The following is a 24,286-nucleotide window of genomic DNA, read 5'->3' as shown; positions in this document are numbered from 1 at the left end:
CCACCCAGTGCCGTGAGGGAGTCATGACGTCGTTGCTCGAAGGGGCCAAGAAGCTGGTCACCAGGAGCTCTGACATCGGCGCCCGCGTCGACGGACTCGAGCGCGCTGCCGAGGCGGCGCGCGGGCGCGTCGACCCTGCCGTGGTCGACGACGCGACGGCCGTCGCGGCCCGCGCCGCCGGCCGACTCAAGCTCTCCGCCGACCACACAGTGGTCGCCCTCGCCGGTGCTACCGGGTCCGGCAAGTCCTCGACCTTCAACGCCCTCAGTGGGCTCGAGCTCTCCGCCGTCGGCGTACGCCGTCCCACCACCTCGTGGGCCACGGCCTGCGTCTGGGGCAAGGAGGGCGCCGAGGAGCTCCTGGAGTGGCTCGGCATCCCCGCCCGCCACCAGGTCACCCGCGACTCGATGCTGTCCCAGGCCGACGAGGACGCCGACATGCGCGGCGTCGTGCTGCTCGACCTGCCCGACCACGACTCCACCGAGGTGTCCCACCACCTCGAGGTCGACCGGCTGGTCCAGCTCGCCGACATGCTGGTGTGGGTGCTCGACCCCCAGAAGTACGCCGACGCCGCGATCCACGACCGCTTCCTCAAGCCGCTGGCCGGGCACCGCGACGTGATGCTCGTCGTGCTCAACCACATCGACACCGTCGCCGAGGACCGGCGCGCGTCCATGCTCGACGACGTACGCCGCCTGCTCGAGCTCGACGGCCTGGCCGGGGTGCCCGTGCTGCCGGTGAGCGCCCGTCACGGTTGGGGCATCGACGAGCTGCGCGGCATGATCGCCGAGCGCGTGGCTGCGAAGAAGGTCACCCGGTCCCGGCTCGAGGCCGACGTGAAGACCGCCGCCCAGCGCCTGCAGGACGCAACGGGCAGCGGCAAGGCCCCGACGCTGTCGAAGGAGCGGATCACCGCCCTCGACGACGCGTTCGCCGACGCGGCCGGCGTGCCGACGGTGGTGAAGGCGGTCGCCGACTCGACGCGGATGCGCGCCAACCGCGCCACCGGGTGGCCCGTCACGGCGTGGTTCTCCCGTCTCAAGCCCGACCCGCTGAAGCGCCTCCACCTCGACCTCGGGTCTGCCGGCAAGGAGCTCACCGGTGCGTCGCGCACGTCGGTGCCGAAGGCGACCGGGGTCCAGCGCGCGCGGGTCGACACCGAGGTCCGCGCCCTGGCCGACCAGGTGGGCGAGGGCATGGCCCCGTCGTGGGCGCACGCCGTCCGCACGGCGTCGGTGTCGCGGCTGCCGGACCTCAACGACCGCCTCGACCGCGCCGTCGCGTCCACCGACCTCGGCGCCGACAGGATCCCGGTGTGGGCAGGCCTGGTGCGTGTCCTCCAGTACGTCCTCATCGTCTCCGCGATCGTCGGTGCGGGCTGGCTGGCCCTCCTCGCCTTCGGGTCCTACGCCCGGCTGCCCGAGCCGCCGACGCCCGAGGTCTGGTCGTTCCCGCTGCCGACCCTGCTGCTGCTCGGCGGCGTGCTCCTCGGGCTGCTCCTGGCGCTGGTGTGCCGATGGCTGGTCTCGCTGACCGCCAAGGCACGCGCGCGCACGGCCGACAAGCGGCTCCGCGACGCGATCTCGGAGGTGTCCGGCGAGGTCGTGGTCGAGCCGATCCAGGCCGAGCTCGCCTCCTACGCCACGGTGCGCGAGGGTCTCGCAGTCGCCCTGCGCTGAGGCGCGCGCGGCGGGTCGCCCGCTGTGGGTGGCGGCATACGACGACGCCGCCCCTGTGGGTGGCGGCATACGACAACAAGACGGGCTCAGCTCGTGTCGTCTGCCGCCACCCTGGGCCTCGGCGCTGTCATGTGCCGCCACCCTCGGACGACGCGACCTCGATCGGGATCACGGGCCAGCTTCCGTCCACCGGTGCGCCAGATCTGCGACTGTCCACAGGTGGCGGGCCTTCAGGGCCACGCCTGTCGGTCGGGGCCCGCAGATTGGGGTGATCGCGGCGGAACCACCGCCGCCGGCACCGGGAGACACACCCATGTACGACACCCAGATCACCTTGGCGGGCTGGATCGGCGGCGAGGTCACGCTGCGTGAGGTCGGCCAGGACCGCCACGTCGCCTCGTTCCGCGTGGCCTGCACCCCGACCCGCTACCGCGACGGCGAGTGGGTCAAGGGCACCACGTCCTGGCACACCGTGAAGGCGTGGAACCGCCTCGCCCGGCACGTCGCGGCGTCGTTGCACAGTGGGGACCCCGTCGTCGTGCACGGCCGCCTGGTCGCCGACGTGTGGGAGCGCGACGGCAAGCCGCAGACGTCGTGGGAGGTCGTGGCCACGTCGGTCGGCCACGACCTGTCCCACGGCACGACGCGCTTCGTCAAGGCGGTGGCGGTCGCGGAGTCCGTCCCGGTCGAGGCCGGCCCGGCCGAGCTGCCGTCGGTCCCCGCCGCGGACGGCACCGAGCCCCAGGCCGCCTGAGGTGTCGTGCCGGACGTGTGACGGTCCGGTCGCCAGGAGCGCCGGATCGTCACACGCCCCGATGTGATCGTCCGAGCACGCGGGCGATTGTCGGCGCGGGCGGGCTGACCCGTAGGCTCGCCCGCATGGCTGAGTACGTCTTCACACTGCGCAACGTGCGCAAGGCCCACGGTGACAAGGTCGTCCTCGACAACGTCACCCTGTCGTTCCTGCACGGCGCCAAGATCGGTGTCGTCGGACCCAACGGCACGGGCAAGTCCTCGCTCCTCAAGATCATGGCGCAGCTCGACCACGCCAACAACGGGGACGCGATCCTCGACCCGGACGCGACGGTCGGGATGCTCCAGCAGGAGCCGCCGCTGACCGAGGGCAAGACGGTCCTTGAGAACGTCGAGGAGGCCGTCGGCGAGCTCAAGGCGAAGATGAAGCGCCTCGAGGACGCCTACATGGAGATGGGCGAGCCCGACGCCGACCAGGACGCCCTCATGCAGGAGACCGGCGACCTCCAGACCGAGCTCGACAACGCCGGTGCGTGGGACCTCGACAGCCGCCTCGACCAGGCCATGGACGCGCTGCGTTGCCCCCCGCCGGACGTCCTCGTCGACAACCTCTCCGGTGGTGAGCGCCGCCGCGTCGCGCTCTGCAAGCTGCTCCTCCAGCAGCCCGACCTGCTGCTCCTCGACGAGCCCACCAACCACCTCGACGCCGAGTCGGTCCAGTGGCTCGAGGGCCACCTCGCCAGCTACCCCGGCGCCGTCCTGGCCGTGACCCACGACCGTTACTTCCTCGACAACGTCGCGCAGTGGATCCTCGAGCTCGACCGCGGCAAGGCCCACCCCTACGAGGGCAACTACTCCACCTACCTCGAGACCAAGAAGGACCGGCTCAAGGTCGAGGGACAGAAGGACGCCAAGCGCGCCAAGATGCTCGAGAAGGAGCTGGAGTGGGTCCGCTCCAACCCCAAGGCCCGGCAGGCGAAGAGCAAGTCGCGTCTGGCGCGCTACGAGGAGATGGCGGCCGAGGCCGACCGGATGCGCAAGATCGACACCTCCGAGATCAACATCCCGGCGGGCCCGCGCCTCGGTGACATCGTGCTCGAGGCCGAGAAGCTCGGCAAGGGCTTCGAGGGCCGCACGCTGATGCACGACGTCTCGTTCAAGCTGCCCCGCGCTGGCATCGTCGGCGTCATCGGCCCCAACGGCGTCGGCAAGACCACGCTCTTCCGGATGATCACCGGCCAGGAGCAGCCCGACGAGGGCGACCTCACCGTCGGTCAGACCGTGAAGATCTCCTACGTCGACCAGAGCCGCGGCGGCATCGACCCCAACAAGAACGTCTGGGAGGTCGTCTCCGACGGGCTCGACTTCATCAAGGTCGCCAACTTCGAGATGAACTCGCGCGCGTACGTCGCGTCGTTCGGCTTCAAGGGCCCTGACCAGCAGAAGAAGGCCGGCGTGCTCTCCGGTGGTGAGCGCAACCGCCTCAACCTGGCGCTGACGCTCAAGATGGGCGGCAACATGCTGCTCCTCGACGAGCCCACCAACGACCTCGACGTGGAGACGCTGTCCTCGCTCGAGGACGCGCTCCTCGACTTCCCCGGCTGTGCCGTGGTCACCTCCCACGACCGGTGGTTCCTCGACCGCGTCGCGACCCACATCCTGGCGTGGGAGGGCGACGACGAGGACCCGGCGAAGTGGTTCTGGTTCGAGGGCAACTTCGCGTCCTACGAGGAGAACAAGATCGAGCGCCTCGGCATCGAGGCCGCGCGACCGCACCGGGTCACGCACCGCCGCCTGACCCGCGACTGAGCCTCCTCGCTGGTCGAGGGTCGCTAGGTTTCGAGACGCGTCGCTCGTCCCGGGCAAGCCCGGTGCGAGCCGACGCTCCTCAACCTCCTCACCCGGCGTGACCTCGCGCTGCGCGCGAGCTCACGGGGTTCGGATCTCGCTCTCCGGGTGTCGCGTGACCAGGTGGTCGGCGACGGCGTCGAAGACGCGCCCCACGGCCGCGAAGTCGGCACGCGGCACGAGGTCGACCAGGTTGCGGCGCACGCTCTCCACGTGGCAGGGCGCCGCCTTCACCAGCAGCTCGTAGCCCTTCTCCGTCATGGTGGCGACCACGCCGCGGCCGTCCTCCGGCGTGGTGCCGCGGGTGACGTAGCCGACGGCCTCCATGCGCGCGACCGTGTGGGTGACGCGGCTGCGGGAGTGCGCCATCGCGTCGGCCAGCTGCGCCATCCGCATGGCGCGCCCCGGCCTCTCGGACAGCCGCACCATCACCTCGTACTCGGTCAGTGACATGCCGAACTCGCGGCGCAGGTCGTCGTCGAGGCGCTCCAGCAGCAGCGTCATGCCCATCATCAGGGCACGCCACGAGTGCTGCTCGCCGTCGTCGAGCCAGCGAGCGTCTGGGTCAGTCATGGCGGCAGCCTAGTGCTCGCGCAGGGCGATCCCGGTCAGGCGGTGCGCTCCATGATCATGGCCATGCCCTGGCCTCCGCCGACGCACATCGTGATGAGCCCGGTGGACTTGTCGTGCCAGTCGAGGCTGTTGAGCATCGTGTTCTGCAGGCGGGCGCCGGTCATGCCGAAGGGGTGCCCGACCGCGATGGCGCCGCCGTTGACGTTGAGCCGGTCGAGGTCGATGCCGAGGTCCTGGTAGGACGGCACGACCTGCGCGGCGAAGGCCTCGTTGATCTCGACGAGGTCGATGTCGCCGATGCTCATGCCGGCGTGCTTGAGGGCGTTCCGGGTGGCCTCGACCGGTCCGAGGCCCATGATCTCGGGCGACAGGCCTGACACGCCGGTGGACACGATCCGGGCCAGCGGGGTCAGGCCGAGCTCCTTGGCCTTGGTGTCGGACATGATGACGACCGCTGCGGCGCCGTCGTTGAGGGCGCAGCAGTTGCCGGCGGTGACCACGCCGTCGGGGCGGAACACCGGGTCGAGGCCGGCGATGGCGTCGTACGTCACTCCGGCGCGGGGGCCGTCGTCCTGGGTCACGACCGTGCCGTCGGGCGTGGTGACAGGGGTGATCTCGCGCTCCCAGAAGCCGTCGGCGATCGCCTTCTCCGCGAGGTTCTGCGAGCGGACGGCGAACTCGTCGAGCTCCTTGCGGTCGAGGCCGCGCAGCCGCGCGACGTTCTCGGCCGTCTGCCCCATGGCGATGTAGATGTCGGGGAGGTGGCCGTCCTCGCGCGGGTCGTGCCAGTCCTGGCCGCCCTTCGCCATCTCGTCGGTGCGCGCGCCGGCGTCCTCGAAGAGCGGGTTGCGGGTGCCGGGGATGTGGTCGGAGGTGCCCTTCGCGAAACGCGACACAGTCTCGACGCCGGCCGAGACGAAGATGTCGCCCTCGCCGGCCTTGATGGCGTGGAAGGCCATCCGGGTGGTCTGCACCGACGAGGAGCAGTAGCGGGTGACGGTGGCGCCGGGGACCTCGAGGCCGAGCAGGGTGGTGACGACCCGCGCCATGTTGTTGCCCGACTCGCCGCCGGGCAGGCCGCAGCCGAGGAGCAGGTCCTCGATGGTGGTCGGGTCGAGGTCAGGGACCTTGTCGAGGGCGGCCTGCACGGCCAGGGCCGTCAGGTCGTCGGGCCGGAAGTCCTTCAGCGAGCCCTTGTTGGCGCGGCCGATGGGGGTGCGGGCTGCAGAGACGATCACTGCCTCGGGCATGGGGAGCTCCGGTCACTCGAGAGGTCGGGGGTCTCCCGGCACCCTAGTCCGCGACTAGGCCGGCTCGGTGCCCAGCCCGGTCAGCAGCTGCTCGACGCTCTCGCTGACGAACCTGCGACGGCGGCGGGCAGGCAGCACCAGCGAGGCGAGGAGCACGCCGTCGAGAGCGGCCACGAGCGTCTCGGCCGACGCGCCGTCGTCCTTGCCCGCCCTCCTCAGCACCTCGCGGACCATGCCGACGAGGTCGTCGCGCCACAGCGCGAACCGCTCCGCCAGCGAGGGGTCCCGCGTCGCGGCCACCGTCAGCTCGAGCCGGGCGGCCAGCAGGTCGGGCTGGTCGAGCCAGCGGGAGAACAGCCCGGAGACCTCCGCGACCGCCCGCTCGTGGTCACCCGGGCAGGACGCGAGCCGGGCGCCGAGTGCCTCGACGTCGGCGGACAGCCGGTCCGCCACGAAGTCCCCGAGGGCGCCCAGGAGGGCGTCCCGGGTGCGGAAGTAGGCGGAGGAGCTGCCCTCGGGCAGGCCGGCCTGCCGGTCGACGGCACGGTGCGTCAGCCCGCGGTTGCCCTGCTGGGCGAGCACGGTCATGGCCGCGGCGAGGATCTCGCGCCGGCGCGGCGACAGCTCCTCGCTCGCAGGGACCACGGTGCTCTCCTCGGGCTCTCCGCCGCCTGTGGGGCGGCGACGACGACGGTGACGCAGGACACTACCGGCCCGACTTGCGCCTGCCCCAGCGGAGAGTAGCCTTCTACATACGTAGAAAGTCTACACCTGTAGAAAGGACCTAGCTCATGCAGCTCATCGACCCCACCGCCGTCACCTTCCTCCTGGTCGTCGTCGGCCTCGCCGCCGTGGCCGCCGTCGCACTGGCCGCGGTCGCGCTGCCCGCCACGCTCCGGGTGACCCGCCGCGACCGCCACGCCCGCCGCGAGTCCATCCCTGCCTACTACGGACGCCTCCACTTCGCCCACTGATCCGTCCGTACGCTCCGCCCGAGGACCATCTGCGACGATCGGGGCGTGCGTCATCTCTACCGCTGCCCCCTGAGGTGGGCCGACCTCGACCTCCTGGGTCACGTCAACAACGTCACCTACGTCGACTACCTCCAGGAGGCGCGGGTGGACATGTTCCGCACCCACGCCCCGGACAGCCGCGCCGACGACCTCGCCGAGGGCGTCGTCGTGGTGCGGCACGAGGTCACCTACGTCTCCTCGCTGACCTTCTCCCTCGAGCCGGTCGCCATCGAGTGCTGGGTGACGGAGATCCGCGCCGCGAGCTTCACCATGGCCTACGAGATCTTCGCCGAGGACGACGCAGGTGAGCGCACGGTCCACCTGCGTGCGCGCACCGTGCTGACGCCGTACGTCTTCGCGACCGAGCGCCCCCGCCGCCTGCACGACGAGGAGAAGGAGGCGCTCTCCCGGTTGCTCGAGCCCGACGAGCCGGTCCGTCCGCCCCCCGCCTCCGCCGTCGTCGACGTGCCCGGAGGGTCCTACCCGGTGCACGTGCGCTTCAGCGACGTCGACGTCTACGGCCACGTCAACAACGTGAAGTACTTCGAGTACTTCCAGGAGGCGCGGATCCACCTGATGACCGCCCGAGGCCGCGAGCTGGGGGACGGCCTGCACCTGGTCGTTGCCCAGACCGACGTCGACTACCGGCGCCCGATCCTGTTCCGCGCCGAGCCCTACGACTGCCGCACCTGGGTCTCGCGCATCGGCAGCACGTCGGTCGTCTTCGAGTCCGTGGTGCGCGACCGCGACGAGGTGCTGGCGCGGGCCAAGGTCGTCGGGGTCTGCATCGACAGCCGCACCGGCCGGCCGGCGGCGGTGCCGGACGAGCTCCGCGCGCTGGTGGCCGGCTAGCCTGCGCGGCGGCTCCTCACTCGAGGGTGTTGACCATGAACTGGGCCGCGTGGGTCACGTAGTCCCAGAACCGCTCGTGCTGCTCGGGTGTGAGGTCGGCCGAGTCGAGACCGGCTCGGAAGTGCACCAGCCAGCGCTCGGCGGCCGCGGGCGTGACCTTGAAGGGCGCGTGCCGCATCCGCAGTCGCGGGTGGCCGCGGTTGTCGGAGTACGTCGAGGGCCCGCCCCAGTACTGCACGAGGAAGCCCGCGAAGCGTTCCTCCGCGGGGCCCAGGTCCTCCTCGGGATACATCGGACGCAGCAGCTCGTCCCCGGCGACCCCCTCGTAGAAGCGGTGCACGATGGCGCGGATCGTCTCCTCGCCGCCGATCTCGTCGTAGAACGTGGTGGTCACCACGCCATTGTCCCGCCCGGCACCAGCATGGTCAGGACGGGGTCTCGTCGTCGGCGTGGGCGGCTGACGGCGCGCTCTCCTGCCAGGAGATGCGCTGGGCGACGGCGAGGTTGATGCCCTCGTGCTCGAAGCGGGCCTTGACCCGCTCGCGCATCGTCCGCGCCACGCCCCACTGCTCCATGGGTGCGGTCTTGAGGGTCACCCGCATGACGATGCCGTCGACCCCGAGCGACTCGACGCCCCACACCTCGGGCTCCTCGATGACCAGGCCGCGGAACTCCTCGTCGTCCCAGAGGTCGTGGGCGACCTCCTCCAGCACGCGGCGGACGTGGGTCAGGTCCTCGGTGTAGCCGACCGTCACGTCGAGGACGGTGCGCGCCCAGTTCTGGCTCATGTTGCCCACGCGGAGGATCTCGCCGTTGCGGACGTACCAGACGGTCCCGTTGACGTCGCGCAGCCGTGTCACGCGCAGGCTCACGGCCTCGACCGTGCCGGAGGCCTCGCCGAGGTCGACGACGTCGCCGACGCCGTACTGGTCCTCGAAGATCATGAAGATCCCCGAGAGGAAGTCCTTCACCAGCGCCTGCGAGCCGAAGCCGAGGGCCACGCCGATGATGCCCGCGCTGGCGATCAGGGGCGCGATGTCGTAGCCGAGCTCGGAGATGAACATCAGCGCGACGACGGTGAACACGACGCCGCTGACGATGCTCTTGAGCAGCGAGCCCATGGTCGCCGCGCGCTGCACGCGACGGGTGTAGCCGGCGTCCTCGCGGAGGTTGAGCGCGGCACCCATCTTGCCGCCGGAGATCGCGCGGCTGAGGCGGTTGGGCAGCACGCCCACCTCGGCGCGCTGGACGATGCGGTCGATGAGCCGGTGGAGCAGCCAACGGACCAGCAGTCCGATGACGATCAGTCCCACGAGGGCGGCCGGCTTGCCGACGAGCCAGTCCACCGCGGTGGCGAGCTTCTCGTTGCCGGTCTGGTCGAGGACCCACGTGCAGAGGTTCTCGTCGCTCGAGCAGGTGACGAGCGGGTTGGTCTCGCTCCCGGAGACCGCGGTCATGTCGATGATCGGGGCATTGAGGGGGTGAGGCATGCCCGCCAGTATGGCGATACCCTTCTGCTCGTGATCACGCGCGTCAGCTCCTCCCCGTCTGCCCAGCGCCCGACCCGCCGCGGCCTGCGCGCCGCCGTCCTCGGCAGTGCGCCCGTCCTGGCGCTGCTGGCCGTCCCGGCCCACGCCGACGTGCCGGTGGGCTGGGGAGGTCAGACCGAGCACCAGGACCTCGACGCGCTGCACGCGCTCGGCGTGCTTCTCGGTGCCCCGCTCCTGCTCTTCGTCCTGATCGCCCTCGCGGTCTACCTGCCGTCGATGATCCGGGGCGAGAAGCTGCTGCCGGACCACTCCGGCGGCGAGGCCCAGTGGATCGGCGGACCCCGCCAGGGTGTCGCCGAGCTCCCGGCCCCCGACGGCGACGACTCGAGGGCGGGTGGCGCAAGTGGCCGCTGGTGACCGCCTGAGCGAGTCCGACCGGCTCGCCCTCGACAAGGCCATCCGCCTCGCGGAGCAGTCCAGCCGTTTCGAGTTCTCCGTCTACGCCGGTCCGGTCGAGGGCGACGACACCCGCGAGTGGGCCACGCGCCTGCACAACCGGCTCGTCGCCCCGTCGCGCAGCGTCCTGATCATGGTCGACCCCCGCCGCCGCGTGATCGAGGTCGTCACCGGTGGAGACGTACGCCGCCACCTCAGCGACGCCGAGGTCGAGCTGGCCGTGCTGGCCATGTCGTCGGAGTTCGCCGGCGGCAACCTGCTGGGCGGCCTCCAGCGCGGCATCGCGATGCTCGCCGAGCACGCCCGCCCGCAGAACACCCTCCACGCCTGACGTACGACAGGAGCCCCTCCTGCGAGTGATCGCGGGAGGGGCTCTGTCGTACGTCGCTCAGCTGGCGTCGAAGGCCTGGTTCGTCAGCGCCCGGGCGATCTCGGCGCGCGCCTCACCGATGTAGCGCTGCGCCTGCTTGGGCGCCTTGTTGTCCGCCAGCCACTCGTCGAGGCGGGCCAGCGTGGCCTCCGAGCCGAGCGGCTTGGGGAAGCCGTACTCCAGCACGGTCGAGGCCTTGTGGAAGCCGAGGACGTCGACCAGCGTCTCCGCCGCGGTGAGGAACTTCTCGAGGTAGGGCTCGAGCACGTCCTCCTGGCCGAACCGGAAGATCGAGAAGGCGATCTCCCGCGAGGTCTCGTTGGGCGTCGTCGGGTCGACGATCGCTGCCCACGCCCGCTCCTTGGCCTCCGCCGTCGGCTGGGAGGCCCGAGCCGCAGCGGCCTGCTCCTGGCCGGAGATGGTCTTGTCGACCTCGAGCTCGGCGTCGATCTCGGCGTCCCCGAAGCGACCGGACCTGGCGAGCGCCGTGATCAGCACCCAGCGCATGTCCTGGTCGATGGCGAGGCCCTCGACGGCGAACGAGCCGTCCAGCAGGCCGATCAGGTCGTCGAGCGCGGCGTCGCTGCGAGCCGCGCCGGCGTAGGACCGCGCGAAGGTGAGCTGGTGGTCGCTGCCCGGCTCGGCGGCCAGGAGCAGCTCGCGCAGGCCCGACTCCCAGGTCGCCTTCAGCTCGTCACGGTGTGCCGGGTCGGAGTAGAAGTTCACCGCGAGGGCGGTGGAGGCCGGGATCCGGGTGACCGCCCAGGCGTCCGTCTCCTGCCCGATGTTGGCCAGGACCAGGTCGGTCCAGTCGCGGGTGCGCATCTCGCCGTCGCGGGTCATGTCCCACGCGGCGCCCCACACGAGCGCCCGCGGCAGCGAGTCCTCGAAGGTGGAGAGCGCGGAGATCGCCGTGGCGAGCGAGCGCTCGTCGAGGCGGATCTTGGCGTAGGCGTGGTCCTCGTCGTTGAGCAGCAGCAGGGCCGGCTGCTTCGTGCCGATGAGCTCGGGCACCTCGGTGCTCGCGCCCTCGACGTCGATCTCGAGGTACTCCCGGCGCACGAGGCGGCCGTCGCCGTTGTCGTCGTAGAGGCCGATGCCCAGGCGGTGGCGGCGCAGCGTCGGCCAGTCGGGGTGGGCGGACTGCTCGACCGAGAACGACGTGTAGGCGCCGTCCGCGTCGAGCTCGAAGGCCGGTGCGAGGGTGTTCACGCCGGCGGTCTGGAGCCACTCCTGGGCCCAGCCCTGGAGCTCGCGGCCCGACGACTTCTCGAGCGTGGCGAGCAGGTCCTTGAACTCCGGGTTGCCGTACTCCCACTCCTTGAAGTAGGCCCGCAGCCCCTCGAGGAAGGGCTCGAGGCCCACCCACGCGACGAGCTGCTTGAGCACCGAGGCGCCCTTGGCGTAGGTGATCATGTCGAAGTTGACCTCGACCGCGTGCAGGTCGACGTTGTCGGCAGCGATCGGGTGCGTCGAGGGCAGCTGGTCGGCGCGGTAGCCGGTCTGCTTGCGCGCGTTGGCGAAGCCGGTCCAGGCGTCGGTGAAGTCGGTGGCGTTGGCCTCGCACCAGTAGCAGGCCCACTCGGCGAACGACTCGTTGAGCCAGAGGTCGTCCCACCACTTCATCGTCACCAGGTCGCCGAACCACATGTGCGCCATCTCGTGGGTGATGACGGACGTGCGGAACTCGAAGAACGAGCGCGGCTGGCGGCTGCGCGGGAGGTACTCGTCGCGCAGCGTCACGCAGCCGGCGTTCTCCATCGCGCCGGCGTTGTACTCCGGGACGTAGAGCTGGTCGTACTTCCCGAAGGGGTAGGGGTAGTCGAACTGCTCCTCGAAGAAGGCGAAGCTCTGCTTGGTGAGCGTGACCAGCTCCGCGGTGTCCATGTGCTCCTTGAGCGACTGGCGGCAGTAGTGCCCGAGCGGGATCGTGCCGAACTTGCCCTCGTAGGTGTCGAACTCGCCGTGGTACTCGCCGGCGACGATGGCGGTGATGTAGGTCGACATCCGCTTGGTCGTGGGGAAGTTCCACACCGAGACGCCGCTCTGCCCGGCGTCGGTCGGCTCCGGGGTGGCGGCGTTGGAGACCACGACCCAGTGCGAGGGGGCGGTGACGTTGAAGGTGAAGACCGACTTGAGGTCGGGCTGCTCGAAGGTGGTGAACACGCGCCGGGCGTCCGGCACCTCGAACTGGCTGTAGAGGTAGACCCGGTCGTCGGCGGGGTCCACGAAGCGGTGCAGGCCCTCGCCGGTGTTCGAGTAGGCGCAGTCGGCGGTCACGACGAGCGTGTTGGTCGCCTCGAGGTCGTCGAGCGCGATGCGGCTGTCGGCGTACGCCGTCGCCGGGTCGAGGCTGCGTCCGTTGAGGGTGATCTCGCGCACCGTCGGCGCGACCAGGTCGGCGAAGGTGGCCGATCCGGGCTCGCGGCAGGTGAACTCGAGCGTGGTGACGGAGGCGAACGTCCCCTGGTCGGGGTCGGTGGCGCTCGTCAGGTCCAGGTCGACGGTGTACGACGTGACGTCCAGGAGGGAGGCGCGGGTGGCGGCCTCGTCCCGGGTGAGGTTGGTTCCAGGCATGCGCGCATCCTGCCACCGGCCCTGTGGCGCGGCCCACACTGGCCGGGGCCGGAATACTCGACGGTCTCGCGTGATTGTGATGGATATGGCTACCGCTGACCTCTGGTTCGACCCCCTCTGCCCGTTCGCCTGGATCACCTCGCGCTGGATCCGCGAGGTCGAGCAGGTCCGTGACGTCGAGGTGAAGTGGCACGTGATGTCGCTGGCCTACCTCAACAAGGACAAGGACATCCCCGACGGCTACCGCGAGATGCTGGCCGGGAAGGAGAAGCCGGTCCGGGTCGCGATCAAGATCGCCCAGGAGCACGACAACGCCACCCTCGGCGAGTGGTACACCGCGATCGGCACCCGCCGCCACGACAACGGCGAGGAGCTCGACCGCGACACCGTGGCCAAGTCCCTCGCGGACGTCGGGCTGCCCGGCGACCTCATCGAGGCGTGGGACGACGAGTCGCTGGACGCGGCGGTCGCCGAGTCGCACCACCGCGGCATGGACCCCGTCGGTGACGAGGTCGGCACGCCCACCATCCACATCGAGGGCTCGGCCTTCTTCGGCCCCGTGCTCACCAAGATCCCGCGCGAGGAGCAGGCCGGCGAGCTGTGGGACGGCGCCGTCGCCGTGGCGAAGTTCCCCTACTTCTTCGAGCTCAAGCGCACGCGCACGGGCGAGCTCGACTTCTCCTGATCGGCCGCGAGACCCGGCGAGTCCGGGCGGCGCCGGGTCACTAGGCTTGCGCCCATGACTCGTGTCCTGTCCGCCGTCGCCTGGCCGTACACCAACGGCCCGCGCCACATCGGCCACGTGGCCGGTTTCGGCGTGCCCTCCGACGTGTTCAGCCGGTTCATGCGGATGGCGGGCCACGACGTGCTGATGGTGAGCGGCACCGACGAGCACGGCACGCCGATCCTCGTGCTGGCCGACAACGAGGGCGTGCCGGCGCGCGAGCTGGTCGACAAGTACAACGCCGTCATCGTCGACGACCTGTGCGGACTGGGGCTGTCGTACGACCTCTTCACCCGCACCACCACCGGCAACCACTACGCCGTGGTGCAGGAGATGTTCGAGACCTGCCGCCGCAACGGCTACATGGTCGAGGAGACGACGAAGACCGCCATCAGCCCGTCGACCGGCCGCACCCTGCCCGACCGCTACATCGAGGGCACCTGCCCGATCTGCAAGTACGGCGAGGCGCGCGGCGACCAGTGCGACAACTGCGGCAACCAGCTCGACCCGACCGACCTGATCGAGCCCCGGTCGCGGATCAACGGTGAGACGCCGGAGTTCAGGGACACCCAGCACTGGTTCCTCGACCTGCCCGCGCTGGCCGACGCGCTGGGGGAGTGGCTCGACCAGCGCGAGGCCACCGGCCTGTGGCGGCCCAACGTCATCAAGTTCAGCCAGAACATCCTCAAGGAGATCCGCCCGCGCGCGATGACGCGCGACATCGACTGGGGGATCCCGGTGCCGGGCTGGGAGGACCAGCCGACCAAGCGGCTCTACGTCTGGTTCGACGCCGTCATCGGCTACCTGTCCGCCTCGATCGAGTGGGCGCGCCGCCTCGGGGAGCCCGACAAGTGGCGCGAGTGGTGGAACCCGGGTGCGGACGGGGAGGTCGCCGAGTCCTACTACTTCATGGGCAAGGACAACATCGTCTTCCACTCCCAGATCTGGCCGGCCGAGCTGCTCGCCTACAACGGCCAGGGTGCGAAGGGCGGGGAGCCCGGCGCCTACGGCATCCTCAACCTGCCCACCGAGGTGGTCTCCAGCGAGTTCCTCACCTTCGGCGACTCTCAGTTCTCCACCAGCCGGGGCAACGTCATCTACGTCGGCGACTTCCTGGCCCGCTACGGGCCCGACCCGCTGCGCTACTACATCTGCGCCGCCGGACCGGAGACCTCCGACGCCGCCTTCACGTGGGCCGACTTCGTCACCCGCAACAACTCCGAGCTCGTCGCCGGCTGGGGCAACCTGGTCAACCGCACCGCGACGATGATCGCCAAGAGCTTCGGCGAGATCCCGGTTGCGGGCGCGCTGGAGGAGGTCGACGAGCAGGTGCTCGCGACCGTGCGCGACGGCTTCACCGGCGTCGGTGAGCTCATCGGGAAGCACCGGCTGCGCGCCGCGATCGCCGAGGCGATGCGGGTCGTGGGCGAGGTGAACAAGTACCTCACCGTCACCGAGCCCTACAAGATGAAGGACGAGTCGCAGCGCGAGCGCCTCGCCACCGTCCTCCACGTGGCCGCGCAGTGCGTGAGCGACTGCAACACGCTGCTCTCGCCGTTCCTGCCGCACTCCGCCAACAAGGTCCACCTGGTCCTCGGCGGCGAGGGCGAGCTCATGCCGATGCCGCGCGTCGAGCAGGTCGAGGAGCTGGAGCCCGACAACGGCGCCGGCCACACGTCGTACTCCATCATCACGGGGGAGTACAGCTCCACGCCCGCATGGGAGTCGCGCCCGGTGACCGTCGGCGCGAAGGTCGACAAGCCGACGCCGGTCTTCACCAAGCTGGACCCCTCGGTGGTCGAGGAGGAGCTGGCGCGCGCTGACTAGGCTTCAGCCATGACCGCCGAGATGTACCTGCCCCACTTCGTGGTGAAGCAGAAGCTGACCATGATGGTCAACCGCTACGAGGTGTCGGAATCCGACGCCGCCGGCAACCCGACGCGGTTGATGGCGCTCGCCGAGCAGAAGCGGATGGCCTTCAAGGAGCAGGTCACCTTCTGGTCCGACGCGGGCAAGTCGCGGCCGGTCTTCGGCTTCAAGGCGCGTCGCAAGCTCGACCTCAACGCGGGCTACGACATCACCGACGAAGGCGGTGCCCAGATCGGGTTCTTCCGCAAGGACTTCGGCGCCTCGCTGCTGCGCTCCACCTTCCACATCGAGGGCCCGGGCTACACGGGCGCCGGCCGGGAGCGCAACCAGCTCGTCGGGCTGCTGCGGCGCTTCACCGAGCTCGACTTCATCCCGATCCACTTCGACTTCGTCGACGCCGAGGGCAAGCCGCTCTTCTCCGTCGAGCGCAAGATGTCGATCGGCGACCGCTACCGGGTCACGGTGCCGGACGACCGGGTCGACTTCCGGGTCGCTGCGGCGATCGCGGTCGCCCTCGACGCGCTCATGTCGCGCTGACGTGCCGCTGACCGCGCCATGATGTATCCCGAGGTCCGCGCGGCGGTGGAGGCCGACGACAGCCCGGACCTCAGCGTGCCGGGGTTCGACATCGCCGCCCACCGCGAGAAGGTGCGCCGGTTCAACCTGCGCCAGCCGCGCGAGGACGTCGCCTCGGTCGAGGACGTCGACGCGGACGGCGTGCGGTGCCGGCTCTACACGCCCGCGGACGTCCGACCGGGACTCGTCGTCCACGCGCACGGCGGCGGCTTCGTGCTCAACGACATCGACGTCCACGACCAGATCACCCGCCGCCTGGCCAACCGCGTCCGCCGCCCGGTGCTCAGCGTCGACTACCGCCGTCCGCCGGAGGACCCGTTCCCCGCGGCGCCCGACGACATGGACGCCGTCGTCGGCTGGCTGCGGCGCGAGGGGGTCGACCGCGACCTGGCCGGTCCGTACGCCGCCCACGGCGACTCGGCCGGCGCCAACCTCGCCCTCGTCGCCGCGCTGCGCAACCCCGGCTTCTTCCGTGTCGTCGCGCTGATCTACCCGTTCCTCGACCCCCGCTGCGCCTTCCCGTCGTGGGCCGAGGGGGCGGCCTCGGGGTTCGACCGGTCCGAGGCTGCCTGGTACTGGGAGCAGTACGCCCCCACCGAGGCCGACCTCGACGACCCCGACCTCGCCCCGCTGCTGTCCCGGGAGCTGCACACGCTCCCGCCGACGTTCGTCGCGACCGCGGAGCACGATCCGCTGCGCGACGAGGGGGAGGAGCTGGCCCGACGCCTCGCGGAGGCGGGCGTCGAGACGGTCGGGATCCGCTGCCTCGGCCAGGTCCACGGCTTCTGGCGCAACGCCCAGCTCACCGCCTCGGAGCCGCTCGTTCGCCAGGTGGCCGGCTACCTCGACCAGCACCTCGCCTGAGCCGCCTTCGCGGACTGTCCGCGCGCTCTGGGAGACTTCTGCCATGCGCGTTCACCTGGGCTCCGACCATGCCGGCCTCGAGCTGAAGGACCACCTCATGACGTGGCTCGTCGACCACGGCTACGAGCCGGTCGACCACGGCCCCTTCGTCTACGACGCCCTCGACGACTACCCCTGCTTCTGCCTGCGGGCGGCGGAGGGCGTCGCCGCCGACCGCCAGGAGGGCCTCGACAGCTTGGGCGTCGTCATCGGCGGCTCCGGCAACGGCGAGCAGATCGCGGCCAACAAGGTCGAGGGCATCCGCTGCGCGCTGGTCTGGTCGGAGGAGACGGCCGTCCTCGCGCGCGAGCACAACGACGCCAACGTCGTCTCCGTCGGCGGGCGGATGCACTCGCTCGACGACATGACCCGCTTCGTCGAGGTCTTCCTGACGACTCCCTTCCCGGGCGACGAGCGCCACGTCCGGCGCATCGGCCAGCTCACCACCTACGACTCGACCAAGGAGCTGCCGCCGCTGCCCGCGTCGGCGCTGCGCGGGCCGGATGCCTGAGGGGCACACCCTTCGCCGGCTCGCCGACGACCTGACCGCGGCGTTCGCCGGTCGAGCCGTCCGGGTGACCTCACCGCAGGGCAGGTTCGCTGCCGACGCCGAGCAGGTCGACGGCGCGCGGCTGCTCGGTGCCGACTCGGCCGGCAAGCACCTGTTCGTCGAGCTCGACGGCGAGCGCTTCATCCACGTCCACCTGGGGCTGATCGGCCGCTTCGACGTCCACGTCGCGGTCGCCGAGGTCCCCGAGCCGGTCGGGCAGGTGCGGCTCCGGCTGGTGACGCACGACCCCGGCGGCGTCGACCCGCGCGGGACGTCGTACGCCGACCTGCGCGGGGCGATCCTGTGCGACCTGGTGGGCCCGGAGCGGCGCTCGCAGATCCTCGGCAAGCTCGGCCCCGACCCGCTGCGCCCCGACGCCGACCCCGACCTGGCGTGGCGGCGGATCTCCCGCAGCCACCGCCCCATCGGCGACCTGCTGATGGACCAGAAGGTCCTCGCAGGGGTCGGCAACGTCTACCGCGCCGAGGTGCTGTTCCGGCACCGCATCCACCCGCTGCGACCCGGCAAGACCCTGCGGGTCGGGCAGTGGCGCGCGATGTGGGACGACCTCGTGGAGCTGATGTCCGAGGGCGTGCGCTCCGGTCGGATCGACACCGTGCGCCCCGAGCACACGCCCGAGGCGATGGGCCGCGCGCCGCGACGCGACGACCACGGGGGAGAGGTCTACGTCTACCGGCGCACCTCGATGCCGTGCCTGCTGTGCGGCTCCACCGTCCGCACCGGCGAGCTGGTCGGACGCAACATCTTCTGGTGTCCCCAATGTCAGCCCACGTTCCGCTCCCGCGCCGTACAGTCTCCCCAGAGGGAGCCTGGCACGCCGGGAGGAGCTGGGGCATGAGCTCTACCGACGCGCGTGCGCGCGCCTCCGCGGGGCTGCGCGGACAGCTCGCCCACGCCCTCAACCGGGTGGTCCCGAGAGGGTCGCGGACCCTGGTGCTGCTGGTCATCTCGACGGTGCTGATCGGCCTCGCCATCTGGCGCTTCTCCACCAACATGCCCCTCGTGACCCTGCTCGTGCCGCTGGTGGTCTCCAGCCTGATGCTCGGGCCGCGCCAGCTGCCGTGGTTCGTGGTGTTCGTCCTGCTCGTCCTGGCGGTGGTCGTGCCGACACAGGACGACATCACCGTCCGCGTGGCGCTGACCGTCGTGATCATGTTCGGCCTCGGGTTCGTGGTGCTGCTGTCGTCCTTCCGGCGCTCGCGCCTGGGCGTGGCCGGCATCCAGGGCGAGATGATGTTCGTCGACCTGCGCGACCGGATCCTGCGCCAGGGCGGCATCCCGTCCCTGCCCGAGGGCTGGTACGCCGCCGCCGAGCTCCGCTCCGCCGGGGGCACCCCCTTCGCCGGCGACTTCGTCGTCGCGTCCCGGGTCGACGGTCGGCTGGAGGTCGCGGTCGTCGACGTCTCCGGCAAGGGGCAGGGCGCGGGCACCCGGGCCCTCCTCCTCTCCGGTGCGATCGGCGGCCTCCTGAGCGCGCTGCCGCCGAGCGAGTTCCTGGCCGGCGCCAACCGGTTCCTGCTCCAGCAGGACTGGGACGAGGGCTTCGCGACCGCCATCCACCTGTCGCTCCACCTCGACACCGGCCACTACGACCTGCGCAGCGCAGGCCACCCGCCGGCCGCCCTGCGCCATGCCGGCTCGGGGCGCTGGGAGGTGATCGAGACCGAGGGCCCGGTGCTGGGCCTGGTCGAGGACGCCACCTTCGAGGCCATCTCCGGCCAGATGCGGCACGGAGACGCCCTGCTGCTCTACACCGACGGCATGGTCGAGACCCGCACCCGCGACATCGGTCTCGGCATCGACCGGATGCTGGGGCAGGCCGAGCGGCTGCTGCGCGGGCACTTCGAGGGCGGTGCGGCCCGCCTCATCGACTCGCTCGGCTCGCGCAACGACGACCGGGCCCTGTTGCTCGTGCACCGTCGCTGATGTGACACCATGACTCCCGCACCGGCGTCGACGACGCTGCGGTGCCGCGCGGATGTAGCTCAATGGTAGAGCCCCAGTCTTCCAAACTGGCTACGCGGGTTCGATTCCCGTCATCCGCTCCAAGCAGGCCGAGGGGCCGCCGATCGGGCGGCCCCCGGGCCGGCTTGGCGGGGCGTAGCGTAGTGGCTAGCGCGCCTGCTTTGGGAGCAGGAGACCGCAGGTTCGAGTCCTGTCGCCCCGACCCACTGGCCCCACCCGTTGCGGCCGCTCCGGCGTGATTCGGCCTGCGCCCGGACCGTCGATAGACTGACGAGGTTTGCGGACGCCGGGCCCGGGCCCAGGCTGGCCGCACGTCACCCCCTTTGACCATCAGCATCAGGAGACATTTGTGAAGAGCGCCGTCGAGACCTTGAGCCCGACCCGGGCCAAGCTGACCGTCGAGGTGCCCTTCGAGGAGCTCAAGCCGAGCCTCGACGCGGCGTACCAGAAGATCGCGAAGCAGATCAACGTGCCGGGCTTCCGCCGCGGCAAGGTCCCGCCGGCGGTCATCGACCGCCAGGTCGGCCGTGGTCCGGTCCTCGACGAGGCGATCAACGCCGTCGTCCCGCAGTCCTACATGGCCGCGCTGCAGGAGCACGACCTCGAGCCGCTGGCCCAGCCGGAGATCGAGGTGACCAAGTTCGAGGACAACGAGTCCCTCGAGTTCACCGCCGAGGTCGACGTGAAGCCCGACTTCGAGCTGCCCGCCTACGATGGTCTCGAGGCCAGCGTCGAGGACATCGAGATCAGCGACTCCGACGTCGAGGAGCAGGTCGAGGCGCTCCGTGAGCGCTTCGGCACCCTGGTGCCGGTCGAGCGCGCCGCCGCCGACGGCGACTTCGTGACCATCGACCTCGTGGCAGCCAAGGACGGCGAGGCCGTCGAGGGCGGCGAGGTGACCGGCATGTCCTACAAGGTCGGCCGCGGCGGCATGATCGACGGTCTCGACGAGGCCCTCGTCGGCCTGTCCGCCGGCGACGACGCGACGTTCGACTCCGAGCTCGTCGGGGGCGACCTGGTCGGCGAGCCGGTCCAGGTGACCGTCAAGGTGACCGCCGTCCAGGAGCAGCAGCTCCCCGAGTACGACGACGAGTTCGCCCAGCTCGCCTCGGAGTTCGACACCGCCGAGGAGCTCACCGCCGACGTGCGCGAGCGCCTCGGTCGCGGCAAGCGCCTCGAGCAGGCCGCCGCCGCCCGCGACGCGGTCCTCGAGGCCCTGCTGGAGAAGGTCACCATCCCGCTCCCCGAGGTCATGGTCACCGACGAGCTCAACGCCCGCCGCCAGAACGTCGAGCAGCAGCTCGGGTTCGCCGGCATCACCATGGAGAAGTACCTCGAGGACGAGGGCCAGACGCAGGAGGAGTTCGAGGCCGACCTCGAGCGCCGCGTCCGCGACGCCGTCGCCGCCCAGTTCATCCTCGACAAGATCGCCAAGAAGGAGGAGTTCGGCATCGACCAGGCCGAGCTCTCCGAGCACCTCGTGCGACGCGCCCAGCAGTCCGGCCAGGACCCGCAGGAGTTCGCCAACCACATGTTCGAGCACAACCACATCCCCGACCTCGTGCAGGAGATCCTGCGCGGCAAGGCGCTTGCGACGATCGTGGAGTCCGCGACCGTCAAGGACGCCTCGGGCAACGTGGTCGAGCTCAAGAACCTGCGCCCCGACGGCACCATCGGCGAGCCGGTCGACGAGTCCGCGACCGAGACGGCCGCCGAGTCCAGCGACGAGGCCGCTGCGGAGGACGAGGCCTGAGCCTCCCCGCACCCGCACGACCGGCGTCCACCCCCTGGGTGGGCGCCGGTCGGCATTTCAGCTCAGGCGGCCGGCTCCGTGTCCGCGAGCAGGGTGAGGGAGTAGCGGGCGATCGCCGCGCGCTGCCGCGCCCAGTGGTCGAGGGCCGCGCGGAAGTCGTCGGTGACCGCGCCCGCCTCCGCGAGGGCGACCTCCTCCTCGAGCATCTCCACGGGCAGGCTCGGCAGCCCGTTGAAGAGCACGAGGCTCACCGCGTGGGCGCGGCGCAGCACGTGGCGTGGGACGTCGAGGCCCTCCGCGGCGAGCCCGGCGGCGTACGCCTCCAGACAGGCCGCGGCGAGCTCGGGCAGGTCGTCGCCGTCGCGGCGCCCCACCTGGATCTCGCCCACCAGGAGCTGCGAGAGGTCGAAGCCGACCGGCTGCGGACGCCAGAAGCCGTAGTCGATGAGGGTGTAGCCGACCCCGGACGGATGGCGCAGCAGGTTGTTGGGGCACGCGTCGCCGTGGGCGGCGCGGTGCGGCATCCTCGCGAACTCCTCCGCGAGCGCGTCGAGGTGGCGGGCCACGGCCAGCAGCCCCGGGCGGAGCTCGCCGAAGTGCTCGGCCACGGCCGGGTGCCGCCACGTCGCCTCGTCGAAGAGTCCCGGCAGCACGCTGTGCCCGATCCGACCCTCGACGAAGGACGTGATGTGCCACGGCAGCGGGTCGAGGTCGGCCACCTCGGCGACCCTGGGGCTGCCCGACATCCGGCCGAGGAGGCCGGCCGCGTCGACGTACGTCTCCACGCTCCACGGGCCCGGAGCGTGCTCGACGGCCTCCAGCCACAGCACGGCGGTCTCGTCGGGGCGCTCGTCGACGCGCAGCGCGCGCGGCATCGTGAGTCCGACGGGGAGCCGGTCGGCCAGGTCGGAGCCGTAGACCAGCGGCTCCGAGCGCCACGGGACGGTGGCCGCCGCCCACTCGGCAGCCTCCGGCGGGACGAAGGCGAAGGCAGGGGAGTGGCGCCAGTGGTGCACCCGCTTGACGAAGAGGGTGAAGTCTCGCGGCCCGGCGCCCGCGTCGGCGCGGCCGCGGACCCACGTGCGCGCGCCGGTGAGGATGGAGGGTACGTCGTAGGGGACCGTCTGCGCCGACGACTCCAGCAGCGTGACGTCCGGCACCTCCCACAGGTCCGCGACCATGCCCGCGAGCTCGTCGTCGCTCACGTCGTCGTCCCCCAGCAGCTCACGCCGGTCGGTCACCGACTCGGTAGACGTGAAAGTTGCTTTCATGGTCAAAAAAGGTAAGTTGCTTTCATGACTGTTGTCAAGAGGGTGCCGGCGGTGAAGCCGCACCTGCCCATGCTGATGGGACTGATCTTCGGCCGGGTGAGCGCGCGGCTGGCGCAGGAGGCCCCCGACCTCCGCCCCTCGCAGCTGCGCGTCCTGGAGTGGCTGCCGCCGGAGGGCCTCACCATCAGCGAGCTCGCCGAGTGCGCCGACATGACCACCCAGGGGTGCGGGCAGTTCGTGCGCCAGCTCGCCGAGCTCGGGATGGTCGAGGTCGCCGTCGCCGACCACGACGCCCGTGCCCGCCAGGTCACCATCACGGACGTCGGGCGCGAGGCCCTGGCCCGTGCGAACGCCGTGCTGGAGGCGTGCGACGCCGACTGGGCGGCCCACGTGGGGGTGGAGCGCTACCGGCTGTTCCGCGAGGTCCTGGAGGAGGTCGCGCTCGGGCGGCGCATCGTCCCCGACCGGGAATCCGCTGTGGGCGAACAGGGTGGGTCTTCGCGTGGAAGTGTCCGACCTTCCGGCTAGTGTCGCCAGCGTGAACCAGAACTCCAGCCCAGCCCTCTCGCCTGAGATGAACGGCGCCGGTGGGATGTATGGCCTCGACGACCACATCTACCAGCGCCTCCTCCGCGAGCGCATCGTCTTCCTCGGCTCGGAGGTGCGCGACCAGAACGCCAACGCGATCTGCGCGCAGCTCCTGCTGCTCTCCGCCGAGGACCCGGAGGCCGACATCTTCCTCCACATCAACAGCCCCGGCGGCTCGGTGGACGCCGGCATGGCGATCTACGACACCATGAACTACATCCCCAACGACGTGGCGACCGTCGGGATGGGCCTCGCGGCCTCCATGGGCCAGTTCCTGCTCTGCGCCGGCACCAAGGGCAAGCGCTACGCCCTGCCGCACGCGCGGATCATGATGCACCAGCCCTCCTCGGGCATGGGCGGCTCGGCCTCCGACATCAAGATCCAGGCGCAGCAGTCGCTGCACATCAAGAAGGTGCTGCTCGACCTGATCGCCGAGCACACCGGCCAGACCGTCGAGCAGGTCGTCGCCGACGCCGACCGCGACCGGTGGTTCACCGCCGACCAGGCCGTCGACTACGGCCTCGTCGACCAGGTGATCACCAGTGCTCGCGAAGCCGCCGACGAGGGCCGCCCGGCCCGGACCAAGGACTGAACATGAACTACTACATCCCCCAGTGGGAAGAGCGGACCTCCTACGGGTTCCGCCGCATCGACCCCTACGCCAAGCTCTTCGAAGAGCGCATCATCTACCTCGGCACCCCGATCAGCGACGACGTCGCCAACGCGGTCATCGCGCAGCTCATGTGCCTGGAGACGATGAACCCCGACACCGACATCAGCATCTACATCAACAGCCCCGGCGGCTCGTTCACGGCGCTGACCGCGATCTACGACACGATGCGCTTCATCAAGCCCGACGTGCAGACCGTGTGCCTGGGCCAGGCCGCCTCCGCGGCCGCGATCCTGCTCGGTGCCGGCGCCAAGGGCAAGCGGATGGCGCTGCCCAACAGCCGCATCCTGATCCACCAGCCCTACACCGAGGGCACCTTCGGCCAGACCTCCGACATCGAGATCCAGGCCAACGAGATCCTCCGGATGCGCGAGCTCCTCGAGCGGATGATCGCCGACTCGAGCGGCAAGAGCATCGAGCAGGTCAGCCGCGACATCGAGCGCGACAAGATCCTGACCGCCGAGCAGGCCGTGGAGTACGGCCTGATCGACGCCGTCATCGAGTCCCGCAAGGGCGCTCCGGCGCTCACCTGAGC

25 protein-coding genes and 2 tRNA genes are annotated in these 24,286 nt (G+C 70.8%); 20 read left to right on the top strand and 7 right to left on the bottom strand.

Annotated features, from left to right (window positions below):
* The first annotated feature begins 23 nt into the window (after positions 1-23).
* The 3 genes from ACS3YM_RS12050 (at position 24) to ettA (ending at position 4,241) form a co-directional block, all read left to right on the top strand.
* Positions 24-1,679: a YfjP family GTPase gene (locus ACS3YM_RS12050; RefSeq protein WP_439936675.1), complete on the top strand. Its 1,656-nt coding sequence runs from the start codon at positions 24-26 to the stop codon at positions 1,677-1,679.
* A 313-nt stretch (positions 1,680-1,992) separates the two neighbouring features.
* Complete coding sequence (locus ACS3YM_RS12045; protein WP_439936674.1) at positions 1,993-2,433, top strand: single-stranded DNA-binding protein; 441 nt, start codon at positions 1,993-1,995, stop codon at positions 2,431-2,433.
* A gap of 125 nt (positions 2,434-2,558) precedes the next feature.
* The gene (gene ettA, locus ACS3YM_RS12040; protein WP_439936673.1) at positions 2,559-4,241 is read left to right on the top strand and encodes an energy-dependent translational throttle protein EttA; all 1,683 of its coding nucleotides are present in this window, start codon (positions 2,559-2,561) and stop codon (positions 4,239-4,241) included.
* A 120-nt stretch (positions 4,242-4,361) separates the two neighbouring features.
* Here the strand turns inward: ettA and ACS3YM_RS12035 are convergent, their stop codons facing one another.
* Genes ACS3YM_RS12035 through ACS3YM_RS12025 form a run of 3 tightly spaced genes read right to left on the bottom strand, consistent with a single transcriptional unit; the run spans position 4,362 to position 6,748 of the window.
* On the bottom strand, positions 4,362-4,853 hold the full coding sequence (locus tag ACS3YM_RS12035; RefSeq protein ID WP_439936672.1) for a MarR family winged helix-turn-helix transcriptional regulator: 492 nt from the start codon (positions 4,851-4,853) through the stop codon (positions 4,362-4,364).
* A 35-nt stretch (positions 4,854-4,888) separates the two neighbouring features.
* Entirely contained in the window at positions 4,889-6,103 is a 1,215-nt protein-coding gene (locus tag ACS3YM_RS12030) for an acetyl-CoA C-acetyltransferase (RefSeq protein ID WP_439936671.1), read from the bottom strand.
* A gap of 54 nt (positions 6,104-6,157) precedes the next feature.
* Positions 6,158-6,748: a TetR/AcrR family transcriptional regulator gene (locus ACS3YM_RS12025; RefSeq protein WP_439936670.1), complete on the bottom strand. Its 591-nt coding sequence runs from the start codon at positions 6,746-6,748 to the stop codon at positions 6,158-6,160.
* A gap of 146 nt (positions 6,749-6,894) precedes the next feature.
* On the opposite strand from ACS3YM_RS12025, the gene ACS3YM_RS12020 reads away from it, so the two are divergent.
* Both ACS3YM_RS12020 and ACS3YM_RS12015 read left to right on the top strand, forming a co-directional pair.
* On the top strand, positions 6,895-7,077 hold the full coding sequence (locus ACS3YM_RS12020; RefSeq protein ID WP_439936669.1) for a hypothetical protein: 183 nt from the start codon (positions 6,895-6,897) through the stop codon (positions 7,075-7,077).
* A 45-nt stretch (positions 7,078-7,122) separates the two neighbouring features.
* Positions 7,123-7,968, top strand: coding sequence for an acyl-CoA thioesterase (locus tag ACS3YM_RS12015; protein ID WP_439936668.1), 846 nt, complete (start codon positions 7,123-7,125; stop codon positions 7,966-7,968).
* Between the two features lie 16 nt (positions 7,969-7,984).
* On the opposite strand, the gene ACS3YM_RS12010 is transcribed toward ACS3YM_RS12015, so the two are convergent.
* Together ACS3YM_RS12010 and ACS3YM_RS12005 are read right to left on the bottom strand one after the other, a co-directional pair.
* Complete coding sequence (locus ACS3YM_RS12010) at positions 7,985-8,365, bottom strand: globin (RefSeq protein WP_439936667.1); 381 nt, start codon at positions 8,363-8,365, stop codon at positions 7,985-7,987.
* A 28-nt stretch (positions 8,366-8,393) separates the two neighbouring features.
* The gene (locus ACS3YM_RS12005; protein WP_439936666.1) at positions 8,394-9,458 is read right to left on the bottom strand and encodes a mechanosensitive ion channel family protein; all 1,065 of its coding nucleotides are present in this window, start codon (positions 9,456-9,458) and stop codon (positions 8,394-8,396) included.
* 30 nt (positions 9,459-9,488) lie between these two features.
* Here ACS3YM_RS12005 and ACS3YM_RS12000 point away from each other — a divergent pair, with 30 nt between their 5' ends.
* Both ACS3YM_RS12000 and ACS3YM_RS11995 read left to right on the top strand, forming a co-directional pair.
* The gene (locus ACS3YM_RS12000; protein ID WP_439936665.1) at positions 9,489-9,875 is read left to right on the top strand and encodes a hypothetical protein; all 387 of its coding nucleotides are present in this window, start codon (positions 9,489-9,491) and stop codon (positions 9,873-9,875) included.
* On the top strand, positions 9,862-10,245 hold the full coding sequence (locus tag ACS3YM_RS11995; RefSeq protein WP_439936664.1) for a DUF5130 family protein: 384 nt from the start codon (positions 9,862-9,864) through the stop codon (positions 10,243-10,245). The genes ACS3YM_RS12000 and ACS3YM_RS11995 overlap by 14 nt, the downstream gene beginning before the upstream one ends.
* A 57-nt stretch (positions 10,246-10,302) precedes the next feature.
* Here ACS3YM_RS11995 and pepN read toward each other — a convergent pair whose 3' ends face one another.
* Positions 10,303-12,861 (bottom strand): aminopeptidase N, encoded by a 2,559-nt coding sequence (pepN, locus tag ACS3YM_RS11990; RefSeq protein ID WP_439936663.1) that lies wholly within the window; start codon positions 12,859-12,861, stop codon positions 10,303-10,305.
* 85 nt (positions 12,862-12,946) lie between these two features.
* On the opposite strand from pepN, the gene ACS3YM_RS11985 reads away from it, so the two are divergent.
* The 10 genes from ACS3YM_RS11985 to tig all read left to right on the top strand — a co-directional run bounded on the left by ACS3YM_RS11985 (position 12,947) and on the right by tig (position 21,222).
* Positions 12,947-13,546, top strand: a complete 600-nt coding sequence (locus ACS3YM_RS11985) for a mycothiol-dependent nitroreductase Rv2466c family protein (protein ID WP_439936662.1) — start codon at positions 12,947-12,949, stop codon at positions 13,544-13,546.
* Positions 13,547-13,600: 54 nt separating this feature from the next.
* The gene (metG, locus tag ACS3YM_RS11980) at positions 13,601-15,412 is read left to right on the top strand and encodes a methionine--tRNA ligase (RefSeq protein WP_439936661.1); all 1,812 of its coding nucleotides are present in this window, start codon (positions 13,601-13,603) and stop codon (positions 15,410-15,412) included.
* A 9-nt stretch (positions 15,413-15,421) separates the two neighbouring features.
* Complete coding sequence (locus ACS3YM_RS11975; RefSeq protein WP_439936660.1) at positions 15,422-15,991, top strand: hypothetical protein; 570 nt, start codon at positions 15,422-15,424, stop codon at positions 15,989-15,991.
* Positions 15,992-16,009: 18 nt separating this feature from the next.
* Entirely contained in the window at positions 16,010-16,894 is an 885-nt protein-coding gene (locus ACS3YM_RS11970; RefSeq protein WP_439936659.1) for an alpha/beta hydrolase, read from the top strand.
* A 43-nt stretch (positions 16,895-16,937) separates the two neighbouring features.
* Positions 16,938-17,444, top strand: coding sequence for a ribose-5-phosphate isomerase (locus tag ACS3YM_RS11965; RefSeq protein WP_439936658.1), 507 nt, complete (start codon positions 16,938-16,940; stop codon positions 17,442-17,444).
* Positions 17,437-18,342 carry an Fpg/Nei family DNA glycosylase gene (locus ACS3YM_RS11960; RefSeq protein WP_439936657.1) on the top strand — a complete coding sequence of 302 codons (906 nt, stop codon included), beginning with the start codon at positions 17,437-17,439 and terminating at the stop codon, positions 18,340-18,342. The genes ACS3YM_RS11965 and ACS3YM_RS11960 overlap by 8 nt, the downstream gene beginning before the upstream one ends.
* The gene (locus ACS3YM_RS11955; RefSeq protein ID WP_439936656.1) at positions 18,339-19,430 is read left to right on the top strand and encodes a PP2C family protein-serine/threonine phosphatase; all 1,092 of its coding nucleotides are present in this window, start codon (positions 18,339-18,341) and stop codon (positions 19,428-19,430) included. The genes ACS3YM_RS11960 and ACS3YM_RS11955 overlap by 4 nt, the downstream gene beginning before the upstream one ends.
* 48 nt (positions 19,431-19,478) lie before the next feature.
* Positions 19,479-19,552: transfer RNA gene (locus ACS3YM_RS11950), tRNA-Gly, on the top strand.
* A gap of 46 nt (positions 19,553-19,598) precedes the next feature.
* A tRNA-Pro gene (locus tag ACS3YM_RS11945) sits at positions 19,599-19,671 on the top strand.
* 147 nt (positions 19,672-19,818) lie between these two features.
* Positions 19,819-21,222 (top strand): trigger factor, encoded by a 1,404-nt coding sequence (gene tig / locus ACS3YM_RS11940; protein ID WP_439936655.1) that lies wholly within the window; start codon positions 19,819-19,821, stop codon positions 21,220-21,222.
* 62 nt (positions 21,223-21,284) lie between these two features.
* Here tig and ACS3YM_RS11935 read toward each other — a convergent pair whose 3' ends face one another.
* The gene (locus tag ACS3YM_RS11935; RefSeq protein WP_439936654.1) at positions 21,285-22,493 is read right to left on the bottom strand and encodes a phosphotransferase; all 1,209 of its coding nucleotides are present in this window, start codon (positions 22,491-22,493) and stop codon (positions 21,285-21,287) included.
* A 24-nt stretch (positions 22,494-22,517) separates the two neighbouring features.
* Here ACS3YM_RS11935 and ACS3YM_RS11930 point away from each other — a divergent pair, with 24 nt between their 5' ends.
* Genes ACS3YM_RS11930 through ACS3YM_RS11920 form a run of 3 tightly spaced genes read left to right on the top strand, consistent with a single transcriptional unit; the run spans position 22,518 to position 24,284 of the window.
* Positions 22,518-23,021, top strand: coding sequence for a MarR family winged helix-turn-helix transcriptional regulator (locus tag ACS3YM_RS11930; protein WP_439936653.1), 504 nt, complete (start codon positions 22,518-22,520; stop codon positions 23,019-23,021).
* 46 nt (positions 23,022-23,067) lie between these two features.
* Positions 23,068-23,673 carry an ATP-dependent Clp protease proteolytic subunit gene (locus ACS3YM_RS11925; RefSeq protein WP_254182097.1) on the top strand — a complete coding sequence of 202 codons (606 nt, stop codon included), beginning with the start codon at positions 23,068-23,070 and terminating at the stop codon, positions 23,671-23,673.
* Between the two features lie 2 nt (positions 23,674-23,675).
* Entirely contained in the window at positions 23,676-24,284 is a 609-nt protein-coding gene (locus tag ACS3YM_RS11920; RefSeq protein ID WP_439936652.1) for an ATP-dependent Clp protease proteolytic subunit, read from the top strand.
* The last annotated feature ends 2 nt before the right edge of the window (positions 24,285-24,286 follow it).

The sequence above is a fragment of the Nocardioides sp. N13(2025) genome (assembly GCF_051912545.1).
GTDB lineage: Bacteria > Actinomycetota > Actinomycetes > Propionibacteriales > Nocardioidaceae > Nocardioides.
The sequence above is the reverse complement of the archived record's forward strand: the minus strand, read 5'-3'. Positions and strand labels throughout refer to the sequence as shown.

Coding starts and splice junctions, on each gene's coding strand:
- ACS3YM_RS11930 (WP_439936653.1), top strand. CDS start 22,518: ATGACTGTTGTCAAGAGGGTGCCGGCGGTGAAGCCGCACCTGCCCATG.
- ACS3YM_RS11960 (WP_439936657.1), top strand. CDS start 17,437: ATGCCTGAGGGGCACACCCTTCGCCGGCTCGCCGACGACCTGACCGCG.
- ACS3YM_RS11935 (WP_439936654.1), bottom strand. CDS start 22,493: ATGAAAGCAACTTTCACGTCTACCGAGTCGGTGACCGACCGGCGTGAG.
- ACS3YM_RS12035 (WP_439936672.1), bottom strand. CDS start 4,853: ATGACTGACCCAGACGCTCGCTGGCTCGACGACGGCGAGCAGCACTCG.
- ACS3YM_RS12030 (WP_439936671.1), bottom strand. CDS start 6,103: ATGCCCGAGGCAGTGATCGTCTCTGCAGCCCGCACCCCCATCGGCCGC.
- pepN (WP_439936663.1), bottom strand. CDS start 12,861: ATGCCTGGAACCAACCTCACCCGGGACGAGGCCGCCACCCGCGCCTCC.
- ACS3YM_RS11965 (WP_439936658.1), top strand. CDS start 16,938: ATGCGCGTTCACCTGGGCTCCGACCATGCCGGCCTCGAGCTGAAGGAC.
- ettA (WP_439936673.1), top strand. CDS start 2,559: ATGGCTGAGTACGTCTTCACACTGCGCAACGTGCGCAAGGCCCACGGT.
- ACS3YM_RS11975 (WP_439936660.1), top strand. CDS start 15,422: ATGACCGCCGAGATGTACCTGCCCCACTTCGTGGTGAAGCAGAAGCTG.
- ACS3YM_RS12020 (WP_439936669.1), top strand. CDS start 6,895: ATGCAGCTCATCGACCCCACCGCCGTCACCTTCCTCCTGGTCGTCGTC.
- ACS3YM_RS12005 (WP_439936666.1), bottom strand. CDS start 9,458: ATGCCTCACCCCCTCAATGCCCCGATCATCGACATGACCGCGGTCTCC.
- ACS3YM_RS11970 (WP_439936659.1), top strand. CDS start 16,010: ATGATGTATCCCGAGGTCCGCGCGGCGGTGGAGGCCGACGACAGCCCG.
- ACS3YM_RS11955 (WP_439936656.1), top strand. CDS start 18,339: ATGAGCTCTACCGACGCGCGTGCGCGCGCCTCCGCGGGGCTGCGCGGA.
- ACS3YM_RS12045 (WP_439936674.1), top strand. CDS start 1,993: ATGTACGACACCCAGATCACCTTGGCGGGCTGGATCGGCGGCGAGGTC.
- ACS3YM_RS12050 (WP_439936675.1), top strand. CDS start 24: ATGACGTCGTTGCTCGAAGGGGCCAAGAAGCTGGTCACCAGGAGCTCT.
- ACS3YM_RS11920 (WP_439936652.1), top strand. CDS start 23,676: ATGAACTACTACATCCCCCAGTGGGAAGAGCGGACCTCCTACGGGTTC.
- metG (WP_439936661.1), top strand. CDS start 13,601: ATGACTCGTGTCCTGTCCGCCGTCGCCTGGCCGTACACCAACGGCCCG.
- ACS3YM_RS11925 (WP_254182097.1), top strand. CDS start 23,068: ATGAACGGCGCCGGTGGGATGTATGGCCTCGACGACCACATCTACCAG.
- ACS3YM_RS11985 (WP_439936662.1), top strand. CDS start 12,947: ATGGCTACCGCTGACCTCTGGTTCGACCCCCTCTGCCCGTTCGCCTGG.